The following is a 12066-nucleotide window of genomic DNA, read 5'->3' as shown; positions in this document are numbered from 1 at the left end:
CTCCCTGAGTCCACTCTATGGGACACTGGCTCAAGAACATTATCCGCTACTCTGTCGGCCAATAGGCACCAGTGACGGCATCATGCGGATTGGCATCTGCGAGAGGGACGCGACGCTAATAGCAAGTCATACAGGTCGATCTTGGCGGCATTGATTTTTTCTGCACAATACACCGAGACCATCGGAAGGTTTGCATCGGGGGAACAGCTTGCCTCAGCGTTTATTCAATCCGTCACTTTATTTCTGCTTCATGTGTCTGATTGCCGGTTGGGCATTTCCCGTTCAAGCGGACTTAAACGCAAGTCGGCAGTGGTTCTACTCAATGAGTGAAGAAGACCGGGGACTGCTACAGTCCAAGCTGATCTTGGTTGGACAATACAGTGCGATTGCGGACAGCCAGTTCGGCCCCGCCACGTACCGTGCGCTGACCAATTTCCAAGCTGTGCGTGGTGACCAGCCGAGCGGCGTCCTCAGTTCAACAGCCCTGATTGACCTTCATGAACGTGCCAGTTTCATGTTTGCCGAAATGGGCATGGAGATAGTGGAAGACGCGCGCGGCCAAATGTCGATGCTTTTGCCGACTGCTTTGCTCAGTCAAACTGAGAACACCCGGCGCGGCATGGCCTATTTCGATCCATCAAACTCAATCCGGCTCGAAACGATTAGCAAGCCGTACGCTGACGAAAGCTACGAGAGTCTCTATCGGTCGCTATCTACCGAAAATGCCAGACGGCAAATTACTTACAAGACCTTCAATGCCAGCCGCTTTGTCGTGACAGGCTATCGGCAGGGCTTTCCATTCTACATCTATATGTCGGCGGCACCTCAAAGCAGCATTGGGTTCTCGATAGAGTGGGACAGTCAATATGATGAGGTAGGGGGGATGCTGGCTGTGTTCATGGCATCGCATTCATACCCTCTACTGGCAACGTCACAGTCACCAGAGGCGGTACAGACGCCGCAAGGTTTTACGCCAACCGTTCCTAGAGTGAGTTATGGCACCGGCTTTTTCGTGGCGGAGAATGGCGTATTGGTTTCCAACCATCATGTGATTGAGAACTGTTCAGCCATCGACGTGCCTGGATATGGCGCGGCCAGCGTCATTTTGAGCGATGCTGATCTGGACCTTGCCGTACTGCGTCTAGATGACCCGCATAGTCACGCAGTTGCGACGCTTCGTACTAGAGACATTGAACTGGGCGAGGCCGTGGTATCGGTTGGCTATCCTCTTGCCACTTATCTCAATTCCTCACTGTCCGTGGGCACCGGCATTGTCTCTGGCGAAACCGGCCTACGTGGCGAACAGCGTTGGTTCACAACCAATGTGGGTATTCAGTATGGCAACAGTGGCGGACCACTGCTTGACGAATATGGACAGGTGATCGGTGTGGCGGTAGCTAAGAGCGATGAACTCTATCTACTCAGTTCGATAGGAACGGTAGCACCCAATGTGGGCTTTGCCATTAAGACCGGACCATTGCTGGATTTTCTAAGCATATTTCGATTGCCGGACACCAAGCCCTCCAAAGAGGCAATTCCTGTGAGAGCTTCGGTGGAAATTGCGAGGGACTTTACCGTTCAAATCGTCTGCTCTACCCACGCCAATTAAGTGGGGTTCAAGATCATCATTCCGCTGCCCACCCGTCACCTGCTATTGGACAACGCTAGAGCCGTAATCACCCTGAAGACAGGACAACTGTGGTTGGTGAGGATGGGCAGGGGGATAATGACCTTTTGACCGAGGGCATTTACTCGCCGGTTGTGGGCATTGGTAATATACCTAGTCGATCAGCGTCAGCTACAGATTGTCGAACAGGCCGTTATTCTCTTGAGTGACCCCGGTGATCTCGGAAAGGAACTGCTTTCCCTTCTTGGTTAGCTTCAGCCGGTGTACTCGCGGGTCTTCAGGGCACAACGTCCGCTTGATGAGGCTCAGTCCCGATGAGCCGTTGCTGTCGAGCTTAGTCAGGGCAGCGACGTTGCGGGAGACCGAGGGTTGGCTAAGGCCGGTAATGTCGATCAATTCAGAAGCGCGGATGCCGGGGTATCGTGCAATCAATAAGAATGTATGGGCCATCTGCATGGGCATCATGGGGTGTTGCTCTCGAAACAGCCCTATCAACTCAAGCAGTTGATCGATGCCTTCAGCGGTAGGCTTGTGGTTCTGTGACAGTTTTTTGGTCATGTAGATTCCTTGCGGTTGTCGCATATGAAAAAGGCCCCAAGCGCGAAGCTCAGGGCCATGTGAAGTTGATTGAAGGGGGTATTCAGTCTCGGAGCCATTCAGGCGGGTCGGTGATCCAAGAGCCTTGGGCACCCCGCGTGGCAGGAACGAAGATTGGCTCTGTCGAACCATCCTCAAAGTCCACCCGGTAAACCTGATTATTCTGGTAGTAGTGGCCGGGAGCGCCACCCTGAGGCAGCATATTGAGATCGCGGGCCATGCTTCTGGCATTGATCTCCCGGTCCTGCCTGAGTGCCCGTTCAGCCGCCACGGTCTCCTGATGCTCCATCAGCGTCCTTGGGGTGATGTAACGCCGCTCAGGGTTGGCAACTGGTGCCATCATCGAGACGTCAAACAGCATCCAAGTGTCTGACCCCATAGGGGCAGGAATAAGAATAACGTCCTGCTCGTCCAGTACCTCTCCATCAGCCATCCAGTTCCGCACGTAATACCGGGCATAGTCACCAGCATACTGAGAGAACTGCGCTGGCACCGAACGCCCACTTGCGTGGACCGCCCAGCCATTGATGATCTGATAGTTATTGTTGAATGCCTCAACACCACGCCTGATCGCCTCGTCCTTGCCAAGACGACTGTAACGCTGAGCGTACCGAACGATAGCATCAGAGGCTTCACCGAGGTTCCGAACGTCACCCGGACCAAAACCCATGAATGAGAACTGGCGGGCGTTAGAGCCGCGTAAGGCGTCCTCAACGTCCCTGATGGTAATCGTGTGGTACGGATTGCCAGACTGGGTGCCCTGATCGGCCATCGCAAATGACAAGGCTTGGTCTCTGGTCATCCCCAAGTCCGCTTCAGAAACCCTGATGGACTCGAAGAACTCCTGTTCATTGGACCCGATGATGGTGTTCACGTACCGGGGGTCAATCGCCCGGAGACGATTATACAACTCGATACCCTCAGCGACCGCAGGAGGCCAATCACCGCCACCCGCAGTGGTCATGGACGAGGCCGCAGCGTACCCATGTGTGAGCGGGATTTTCCAACGGTCATTCGTCATGCCGCTCGTGGCATATGCGGTGACCTCAAGGGCGAACCTGTCATCCTCGGTGATCTCACCATCCGCTACCCGGTTGGCAAGTTCCATCGAGTAATAGTCCAGAACCTCAGCAGCCCGGTCATCGCCGGTAATTGTCTTGGGCTTTCCATCAGGGCCGATAACCTCAATGTCCTCAAGGTAACCGAGGCGTCCCGCTTCAAGCTCCTGAAGGTCATTGCCGAGGCGGGCACGGCGTTCACCGTTATAGGCCATCTGGTAGGCCGCTTCGGTCTCAGCCTCAAGCAGCGCGGCCTCCCGCTTCATCTGCTCACCTTCACTGATGCGCAGGATGGACTGGTACTGCTCACGGGTCATCAGGTTAGGGTTCTCTTCCCTGATCTCCCTCAGTTCCTCTTCAGTAATCGTTCCGTCACGGGCACGACGCTGAATGTCCGACCACAAATCCCATGTTGCATCATGGTCATTTCCTGCCCGGACATTCTGAGCGCGGGTGAGGATTTGATAGGCACGGGCACTGTGGGCACGGTTTTCCACCAAAGGGCCAAGTTCAGTACCATCAGCGCCCGTTCGGTTGCCTCTGAGGATTTCCTGAACAAGCTCGTAATGTCCCTCTTCGGCCAACTGAGAGGCCACCTTGAGCATTTCTTCGTCTTGCTCTCGGAAGGACATATGGAGGAACTGCTGGTTCCCTGAGAACAGCGCACGGATGGACTGGTGGATTTCTTCAGGGGTATGACCTTCACGGATGCCATCATGGGCAACACCGAGGAATGTGCCGAAGACATTCTCGCGGGCTTCGGTGTGCAGAAGCTCAGTCTGGTGTTCCGCCTGAGTGGCAAGACCACGGGTACGGTAGTTGTCCATGATAGGGCCGTAGCCCTCCATGAAGAACCGATTGTCACCATAGGTCTCAAGATCGGCGGCTGATTGTTCCGCGATAAGGGAACCGAAGTCGCCATTACGCTTATCGAAGTCGGTCTCGTAGATGCGGGACAATTGGTTCTGACGGTCGAAGGCGAGGCGCTGACCGAGGCTCTTCATAAAGGCAGCCTGATACCAAGGGTTATCCAAGTCTTGAAGCGAGCCTTCGCGATAACGACGCTCAGCCTCTTCATTGGTCATCCCGGCCAGCCTACGTGCCGCCAAGTCCTCGTAATGTTGACGCTGACGGTTTCCCTCTTCCTGCAAATAGGTGTTCAGGGTGGGACTGATCGCGGCCAAGGCGGAGGCCAGTTGGAGCATCGAGTTGCCCTCAGCGGGTGCCTGAGGCCGCGCGTAAGTGTCCACCGGGCGAGCGGTAGGACGAAGCCCCGGAGCCTGTATATCGCGGGGCGAAGGGGACTGAGCGCGTCCCCGGTTAGCAGCGCCTACGGATGGACGGTCAGAAGTATGAGGCCGAAGCCCCGGAACTGTGTTTGCCATTTATGTTCCTTGCGGTTGTCGCATACAGAAAAACCCCGAACCGCATTGGCCGGGGGCCTGATGGAATGATGGTGATGATAATGGGGCAGGGAGACTCAGTGAGCGGGGTTGCGGGCCTTTGCCTTGCCAAGCCTTATGGAAGGCCGAAAAGGACTCTCAGCGAGTCCCTGTGTGGATTTGCGGGGTCATGAAGATCAGGCGACCAAATGGCGCGGCATGAATGATGGTCATTATCCCCATGAAAATGGTTATAGGAGATTTTGATGACGTGACCTCTCACGGGCCACTGAAGTTGACCTAGGTTGGCTATGGTCAACATTAGTGTCCACTATAGCTGTCTTCATCATAATCTTCCCTCCATCCTTCAGGAGAAGGCATCGGGAATGAGCATGAAGAACCTATAATATCATAGGGCAGCTTATCCAGGTATGAGGGGTAATTATAAGTAATTGATTTTACTGGAATATTTAGAGTTTGCCAGAGACAAGGTAAGGATATATCCGTATCCATCTGTAATAACTTGTCTTTTTGCCATTCACTGAGTCTTATTATCAATATCTGTGATGAGCTATCAATTTCAGTGATGGAGGTCAGCGGAAACCGTAGTCCGGCTCATTGAGCTTCGGGAAACGGAAGGGAACCTTCGGGGTCGCAAGGTTTACGGCCTTGCGCTTCTTATTGTCGGCCATGTTATTCCTTTAACGTGGTCATAAATGCAAAAAGCCCCCGCACCGGAGAGGCACGAGGGCTGACGAAAGTGATTTTGAGGGTGACGGTTGTGAGCGTCCTATACTGAGGGGTAATTGGTCAGTGGTTCAGGGAGCGCCACTTCTTGACCGTGACCTCAACCGGTTCCACTGGCTCGAAGGTCAGATATTTAATGTCATAGAGGCCACGCCACAGCGTCCCATCAGGGAGCCGAACCACGCGCCTATTCATTCCGGGGGTGCAGGTGTGTTCCTCATCTATGACCTCAAGGGCCTTTGCCTTATTGAGCCGGTTCATTTCGTCGGGGCCGATGAACCGATGTGTGTGGACTTGGTATTCAGTGGTCATATTCGATCTCCTACGCGAAGACACCGGGAGCCACGATTTCAAGCACCCAGCGAGGGTAGCGGTTCGAGCGGTTGCCGCTTCCTTCCACAAAGTAGATGCCCCGGTCGTTGCAGTATTTTGTTGCTGCCCAGCCGAGGTCCGAGCTTGAGCAGCCAAGGCGATTGGTGCGGATAAACTCACGGGCAAGGGTCGGTGTTTCGTCCTTGACCTCAGGGGCCGGAGCGGGCTGGGACTGAAGAAGCTCAACCAGCTTACGGTTGGTTTCCACCAGTTCCTTGTTGATCGCGGTGATCTCAGCCAAATGCTGCATGACCTGAGCGAACTCTTCAGGCAACGGCATTCCCTGCCGGTCGTCGGCCTTGGCTGTCTCCCGTGCTTCCTCATTGAGAAGATAACCGCCTGTCTTGCGGATAGCGGGGAGGACTTCGCGGGTCACCCAGTCTTGAAACTTGCGGGCTTCGGGTTTGTCCGAGCGCATAATGAGCTTGTAAAGGCCAGACTCGGAGACCGCTGACAATGAAGGCTGCTTACGGCGGAAAAGTTCATTCACAGTATCCATCGTCAGGCGAGGGGTAGATCGGCGAAGAAGCTGTTTCTCATCCGTCCCAACGAACCGCGTCACGTTCGCGGTATTGACGCTCCCATCCTCTTGCACCGCAATGTTCAAGGCCAGTGCCACGTCTCGTGTGATGAACCACGGCTCGTCCTCAATCACCACCACGCGGATACCGTGAGCGCCAAAATCAAAAGTCTTCAGTTCAGTCATATTAAATCTCATTCCTAGCTATCAGGTGCGCTCAGTGCGTCATCGAGAAGTTCGTTCATGGCTTCGACCAATTCAGTCCAAGCCGCGTGAAGTGTCTGGCACCGGCCACAGTGAGCGGTCGGTACTTCGCCTTTGCCTTTGTAGGTGGGGTGATCGGGGCAGCCCTCACGGATGATGCGGGTCAGCCCGCGTTGTCTTCCGTCCAGCATCAGAACCACCGGCCCTTACGCTTGAGCTTGATGGAGGGGACGCGCCACGAAGGGCGGACACGGAAGGTGCGGGTGCGGGTATCAAACATCACCGTCCCTCCTGTGGCTCTCGCCCTGAGCAAGATTTCTTTCGAGGGTCCGAACTCATGGTCAGGCCAAGGGTTCTTGGAGTGCATACTGGGTAGGCACATCAGCGCCCCCCATGCTCATCAACGATGACGAAGGTGGCCCGAAGCCCACTTATGGCCTCGTTCAGTTTCCTCTTGTCCTTCTGAACGGCCACTGCACGGCCATACGAGGGGTTCTTGCGAAGGTCTTGCTGACTGGCTTTGAGCAGGTTGCGCAGCTTGATGACCTTGGTGATGAGGTCTCTGCTTCCTGCCCTCATACGACCACCTTCACGAGCAGATCGTGGTAGTACCAAGCGAGTGCAGGGACGCCATCGACTGTCACCGCGCGACACCGAAACTCCACGGTGCGAAACTCAACGTCTGCGGCATGGCTTGCCGGTCGTCAGCACCCACAGCCCTCACGGACGGAGCTATGACAAATAGGAATGAACTGCGATGCGGTTGAAATGATCTAAGGGAGCAGGGTGGTTCTCATCCTGTAGATGATTGCGCGAACAGACAGGCCGCCCCGCCTATACTCGCTCGGACCGGTCCTTGATGATCTTCAACACCGCGCCGTGAAAATCGTTGAGGAATATCGTTCCCCAAAGCTTGCAATAGGCATTGATCGGTGTCGCTATCCAATAGCGCGTTGTAAGCGAGAGCCGGGTGTTTCCGTTTGGCAGCAGTTCAAGCGTGTATTCGCCATTGGCAAGCTTGAGGTAAGAGCTATCGACCTCAATATGTGCCTCAACCGCGTCAGGGATAGAGTCTGGTCCGAAACGAAAATCCCAAGCCAGATGACGATCTTGATCCCAGCGCGTTACGACCTCCTCAAAGCGAACGCCCTTCGTCCAGCTTAACTGACGGACCGCCCCCACACCTTCTCCTACGATGACAGCATTTTCGGGGTGTGGAACACCAACAACGTGGTGGCTAAAGGTGAACGGCAGTTCCGCAGGGTCGATAGCTGGTATTTCCACCGTATTTTGCCAAACAGTCGATGGGGGTGCCGCGATCTCGATCACGGTTGTCACTTCGCCTGCGTATTCCGGGTAGCTCAAATGCGGTTCAATAGGAAATCCCAGCAAGGGCAGGACAATGACAAGTGTTGTTGATCGCGGCGACTGAAACTGCCGCAATAGCCATAATGTCAACGCAGAACCGGCAGCAGACCCTACAAGAAAGCAGGGGGCAGCCATGGCAACGCAAATCCCGCCTTCCCGAAAGAGAACCATGGTGATGACGACGAGCAATGCGATGACGATCCAACCGTTACGAATATGCGGCCAGAGCGGCCCCCGGCCAGTGGGGTCGGCTACACTCGTCGCCACTCCCGCAACAGCCATGGGCAGCAAGAAGAGGCCAGCGATGAATGACAGGCTCTCGGTATCGTTTACCCATATCAGAAGATAGAGCAGAAGCCCGTATGCCAGAGCGAAGACAAAGGCGATTGCGAGCCGCCGAATGATCGGCTGCGGGACTGATGAATTAGTCGTCATTATTCGTTGTCTGGCAGTGCCCTATGAGTGCAACGGAGATTCCGTGCCCTGCGTTTCCCGATAGCATGTATTAATTTGCGGACGATGGCAAAGCCAAGGCAATTGTGTCGTACAATTACAAGAAAATGATGCTTTGAAGCGCCACAAACTGCGCCGCACATGCCCCAAACCATGCACTAGCAGCCGCAGTCGGGGCGGTCTTTTCGGTGTATTTGGGGACTGGGGTAGCCCTCACGGACCGGGCTATAACAAGTAGGAATGAACTGGGGTGCGGTTGAAATGATCTGAGGGGGCAGGGTGGTTCTTGAAGCGCACGAAATGACCGTCTCGACTCCCCGTCCAATGACATGTTTTGATACCGGCGTAGGTTTGGGGGAACCGAATGAAACGCTGGATAGTGGCGCTCAGCATCACATTTGTGCTCGTGCAGGCTACTTATGGACAAAGCCGCGCGGAAATTGCTGAGCAGATAGTTCACGAAAGCGTGTCGAGTTACCTTCAGCGGCATGGAAACTGCCCTTGCCCCTATAATCGGGCAGCGAATGGTAGCCAATGTGGTGGGCGAAGTGCTTGGTCGCGTCCGGGCGGGCAGAGTCCAATCTGTTACGTGGATGACGTTACAGACGCGATGATTGAGCAATACCGATCAAGATAGGTGTCGTCCTAACGATCCACCTCACCCGCCGCCGGACGTACTGAAGCGAGACAGAACACCAGCCGCGGAGAAGTCAGGAGCGCCATCATCCTTGACAATTCCATCTTCAGTTGGGCGGAAGAGCGATGCTAGAACGATAGTTCGGTCCTCAGCGGATGCTTGATTTACGTTAGTGAGTGCAAGGTATGTTTGCACCATGGTCGCGCGCTCTTCCGCATCAACGGCTAGATGAGCTTCTGATAGGTATAGGCGCGTGATAACCCTACCGATCCAAAAGCCGATGGTTGTAATGACCACGCCAATGCCCGCATAAATCAGGAGAACGCTGGTGTGAGCCTCTTGTGAAGCCGCCTGAAGTGCGAACTTTGCCAAGCAAAAGAGCGCCACAACGACAACAATTCCTGCGCCTAGGGCATAACAGATAGCCACGTTTTTTAGTGTCCCCTCCCGCTTGCGATGTGATGCCGCCTTGGCCTGCCAATAGGACACCGGCGCACTGAGGGCCATGTATTCCATATAGACTCTGCGCGTTTCGTTGAGTTCACCAATTGCGCTCTCAATCCTCGCGTCATCACTCTTTCGCTGGAAACGAAGCTTGTGTTTAGCGTATCTACGGCCTAGCGAAACAACACGTGAGGTAGTCTGGCGGGACGCATCAAGCTCACTTTCCAGACGTTTTGCCCATCCGCGCGTCGCACTTTCACTGCGTTTATAGCGGGCTAACACCTCATCCAGCTGGGTGCGAATTGCTGCTGCGCTTTCTGGTGTAACACCCTCGCAAAAGGTCACTAGGGATGATAACGCGGCCAATGTCATAGGGTGGCCTAGTTTGATTTCAGCCATGCCCCAAGTGAGCCCCGCAATTGCGATGGCGAGCTTCTCATCGTTAGCTCGCACCGTTTCGATAAATTGAAACAGCGTGGAGCGGGACGTTGGAATGGTGGTTTTGGTGAACTTCACCTCAAGCTGAGAGAATTGATTTCGCGCTAAGCCTTGGTGTAAAGCTCTGAATTGACTTTGCACATATTGGTGGAGTTTGTCGGCGTCGGGCTCCTTGCTTGATTGAAGCCACTGCCAACAATTCTGCTCGCTATTCAAGAACTCTTTAGCTTCTGCTTTGTCTTTTAATATGATTGGTTCAGTTCCCATTGGTTGGAACTGAATTAGCGGCTTTGTTGCTTCGGACATTGTTTCCCCCAATCGCTTCGCCAAGGTAGCCACAATTGCCTTAAATTGCCAAGCAAGCTCGTTTTGCCCTCGCCCGATGAGGTGGAACGTTGGGGCTTTGTGCGGCTCGCGATTGCTGTGGCTATATTCGGTTGTCGCCGTTTGCCGTTCGAGCAAGCTTCATGGCGTACTCAACTTCGTCCTTGGTGAACTGAGGAGAGATTCTTTGGGCTTGCAGGGTTCTGAAGTGGCTTCGAGGGAAGCATTGACACCGGCTATTCGCACCAGAACCGCTCACCATCGGGCCATTCACGGGCAAGACCTTCATTCATCAGCATTTGGCCTGCTGTCGTGTCACCAATACGGAAATGCCCAAGGGTGCGCTGGTAGCGGTCTTGGCCGGACCTCACCAGTTCCCATTCGTGGCTATTGAGTATTTCTTGCAGGCGGTAGGTTGCTTCCATCGCCAGTTCAAGTTCGGCATCACAATCATACCCTGTGCGCTCAGGCGTATCGATTCCCTCAAGCCGTATGCGTTCCCCATAAAGGACCACGGTATCACCGTCCCATACGCAAACAGTTGCCTCGGTGCGCCGTTCACCGGCTGGGCATAGATCAAATTGCGGCTGTTCGGCCATAACAGGGGATGCAGAGAGCATCGGCGCTAGGGCTGCTGAGAATGATAGTGCAAGCGGTACGACAATGCTGGCCGCTCCAGCAGCAATCAGAGTGCCAACGATAATGCGGTGCTTGAGTGTCATCCGTCACCAATTGCCGGGTAAATCCCAAATGTAAAGCATAACCAAGGGCATGACGCGGCGTAGAATCGAGATATAAGCGCGATATGGATCAAGATGCAGTTTACAACGAGCGGCTTAAATTGTTCGCCACATGGCTGAACGCGCTGGGGTCTGGTATCGTTATCACTGGTGTGTTTGCCCCGCTCATTGCGGTGACGCTGGGGCTTTCAACGGCAGCCGATGTACCGCCGGTCAACTTTGTTCTTTCAAGCGTGATTTGGCTTTTGTCCGGTTTCGCACTAAATTGGTTGGCGAGACGTTCCTTAAGGAGCCTGAGATGACCGCATTTACGATCTACGCCCTCTATGGCGCTCCCTTGGTCATCCTTGCGATGGCCTATATCGCTATGCGCATTTACGGCTATGGCGACAAGAAGAACGGTCAGCATCACCCCGCCGAGTGACGCTTGCTACACTAGAATACCGACGATTGCGCTTGCGGGAAACTGTAGTGCGCCTCAAGTCCACTTTCGGGTGGCGAGTCATATAAGGCGATACCAAGCCCAAAGACTGACAGCCCTGCCTTTCGAGGCGGGGCTTTCTATTTCAGGTGCCCCACTCCCTTAGTGTGGTACGCGCACATGTCATATTCTGCTCAACCTCACCCGGGGGCGGTCTTTCCGGTGTGTTGCGTGGGGCTGGGACAGCCCTGAATCGGACAGGCCCTTCAACCGGCAATCTTTTAGTGCGGAAATCCCTCATTCAATGTCCCGCTTGTCTTTCTATTCATCGGATGAAGGGTAGTCTCATTTGCGTTTAGGTTGCGGTTCTCGACTACCGCAGAATATCTGAGGGTGTTCAGCATGGTGATGCGAACCCTCCCAGCACTCACTTTAATCCGATTAAACTGAGCCTCGTCTGCGTTGAGCATCTTCTTAAAGAGTCGATCCAGAGTGCCCCGCATCAGATGCTTTGTAGTCCTTCGGATACAATAGTCATTTGCTTGCCGGGACGCAGACCTAAACAGGTTCGATCTACATAGCGTTTTTCGTCCGAACCAAGACAGTCACCAAGTCCCGACCGAGTTTGAGACCTACATCGGTTCGGCAGATGTTGCTTATCTCGTCAGTCTTGAGGGTGCTGTGGGTAGGTGCGCGACTACCGGAGAATAAATCCGGTAGTTCGGTACGGGCAG

The 12066-nt window shown here is 54.3% G+C and carries 12 protein-coding genes; 3 read left to right on the top strand and 9 right to left on the bottom strand.

The window, feature by feature from the left end; all coding sequences use genetic code 11:
- Positions 1 to 322 precede the first annotated feature (322 nt).
- Positions 323 to 1609, top strand: coding sequence for a serine protease (locus EO133_RS02860; protein WP_164734852.1), 1287 nt, complete (start codon positions 323 to 325; stop codon positions 1607 to 1609).
- A gap of 189 nt (positions 1610 to 1798) precedes the next feature.
- Here EO133_RS02860 and EO133_RS02855 read toward each other — a convergent pair whose 3' ends face one another.
- From EO133_RS02855 to EO133_RS02810, 9 genes are all read right to left on the bottom strand, one after another.
- The gene (locus tag EO133_RS02855) at positions 1799 to 2185 is read right to left on the bottom strand and encodes a MarR family winged helix-turn-helix transcriptional regulator (RefSeq protein ID WP_127071153.1); all 387 of its coding nucleotides are present in this window, start codon (positions 2183 to 2185) and stop codon (positions 1799 to 1801) included.
- Positions 2186 to 2267: 82 nt separating this feature from the next.
- Positions 2268 to 4487 carry a hypothetical protein gene (locus EO133_RS02850; RefSeq protein WP_127071152.1) on the bottom strand — a complete coding sequence of 740 codons (2220 nt, stop codon included), beginning with the start codon at positions 4485 to 4487 and terminating at the stop codon, positions 2268 to 2270.
- Positions 4488 to 5474: 987 nt separating this feature from the next.
- Entirely contained in the window at positions 5475 to 5723 is a 249-nt protein-coding gene (locus tag EO133_RS02845; RefSeq protein ID WP_127071151.1) for a hypothetical protein, read from the bottom strand.
- A 10-nt stretch (positions 5724 to 5733) separates the two neighbouring features.
- Entirely contained in the window at positions 5734 to 6489 is a 756-nt protein-coding gene (locus EO133_RS02840) for a BRO-N domain-containing protein (protein ID WP_127071150.1), read from the bottom strand.
- 14 nt (positions 6490 to 6503) lie between these two features.
- Entirely contained in the window at positions 6504 to 6698 is a 195-nt protein-coding gene (locus EO133_RS02835) for a hypothetical protein (protein ID WP_127071149.1), read from the bottom strand.
- A 190-nt stretch (positions 6699 to 6888) separates the two neighbouring features.
- Positions 6889 to 7086 carry a hypothetical protein gene (locus EO133_RS02830; protein WP_127071148.1) on the bottom strand — a complete coding sequence of 66 codons (198 nt, stop codon included), beginning with the start codon at positions 7084 to 7086 and terminating at the stop codon, positions 6889 to 6891.
- A gap of 255 nt (positions 7087 to 7341) precedes the next feature.
- On the bottom strand, positions 7342 to 8310 hold the full coding sequence (locus EO133_RS02825) for an SRPBCC family protein (RefSeq protein ID WP_127071147.1): 969 nt from the start codon (positions 8308 to 8310) through the stop codon (positions 7342 to 7344).
- A gap of 676 nt (positions 8311 to 8986) precedes the next feature.
- Entirely contained in the window at positions 8987 to 10153 is a 1167-nt protein-coding gene (locus EO133_RS02815; RefSeq protein WP_127071145.1) for a DUF6161 domain-containing protein, read from the bottom strand.
- A 254-nt stretch (positions 10154 to 10407) separates the two neighbouring features.
- On the bottom strand, positions 10408 to 10893 hold the full coding sequence (locus EO133_RS02810) for a thermonuclease family protein (protein WP_244640774.1): 486 nt from the start codon (positions 10891 to 10893) through the stop codon (positions 10408 to 10410).
- Positions 10894 to 10976: 83 nt separating this feature from the next.
- Between EO133_RS02810 and EO133_RS02805 the strand changes: the two genes are divergently transcribed.
- Positions 10977 to 11213: a hypothetical protein gene (locus EO133_RS02805; protein ID WP_127071144.1), complete on the top strand. Its 237-nt coding sequence runs from the start codon at positions 10977 to 10979 to the stop codon at positions 11211 to 11213.
- Entirely contained in the window at positions 11210 to 11335 is a 126-nt protein-coding gene (locus tag EO133_RS20670) for a hypothetical protein (RefSeq protein WP_280516117.1), read from the top strand. The genes EO133_RS02805 and EO133_RS20670 overlap by 4 nt, the downstream gene beginning before the upstream one ends.
- Positions 11336 to 12066 lie beyond the last annotated feature (731 nt).

Source organism: Pelagibacterium lentulum, from assembly GCF_003992625.1.
Taxonomy (GTDB): domain Bacteria; phylum Pseudomonadota; class Alphaproteobacteria; order Rhizobiales; family Devosiaceae; genus Pelagibacterium; species Pelagibacterium lentulum.
This window is presented reverse-complemented; position numbering and strand designations above follow the sequence as displayed.

Excerpts from the sequence above, each read along its gene's own strand:
- EO133_RS02830 (WP_127071148.1), bottom strand. The coding sequence starts at position 7,086 with ATGAGGGCAGGAAGCAGAGACCTCATCACCAAGGTCATCAAGCTGCGC.
- EO133_RS20670 (WP_280516117.1), top strand. The coding sequence starts at position 11,210 with ATGACCGCATTTACGATCTACGCCCTCTATGGCGCTCCCTTGGTCATC.
- EO133_RS02850 (WP_127071152.1), bottom strand. The coding sequence starts at position 4,487 with ATGCTCCAACTGGCCTCCGCCTTGGCCGCGATCAGTCCCACCCTGAAC.
- EO133_RS02815 (WP_127071145.1), bottom strand. The coding sequence starts at position 10,153 with ATGTCCGAAGCAACAAAGCCGCTAATTCAGTTCCAACCAATGGGAACT.
- EO133_RS02845 (WP_127071151.1), bottom strand. The coding sequence starts at position 5,723 with ATGACCACTGAATACCAAGTCCACACACATCGGTTCATCGGCCCCGAC.
- EO133_RS02825 (WP_127071147.1), bottom strand. The coding sequence starts at position 8,310 with ATGACGACTAATTCATCAGTCCCGCAGCCGATCATTCGGCGGCTCGCA.
- EO133_RS02810 (WP_244640774.1), bottom strand. The coding sequence starts at position 10,893 with ATGACACTCAAGCACCGCATTATCGTTGGCACTCTGATTGCTGCTGGA.
- EO133_RS02835 (WP_127071149.1), bottom strand. The coding sequence starts at position 6,698 with ATGCTGGACGGAAGACAACGCGGGCTGACCCGCATCATCCGTGAGGGC.
- EO133_RS02840 (WP_127071150.1), bottom strand. The coding sequence starts at position 6,489 with ATGACTGAACTGAAGACTTTTGATTTTGGCGCTCACGGTATCCGCGTG.
- EO133_RS02855 (WP_127071153.1), bottom strand. The coding sequence starts at position 2,185 with ATGACCAAAAAACTGTCACAGAACCACAAGCCTACCGCTGAAGGCATC.
- EO133_RS02860 (WP_164734852.1), top strand. The coding sequence starts at position 323 with ATGAGTGAAGAAGACCGGGGACTGCTACAGTCCAAGCTGATCTTGGTT.
- EO133_RS02805 (WP_127071144.1), top strand. The coding sequence starts at position 10,977 with ATGGATCAAGATGCAGTTTACAACGAGCGGCTTAAATTGTTCGCCACA.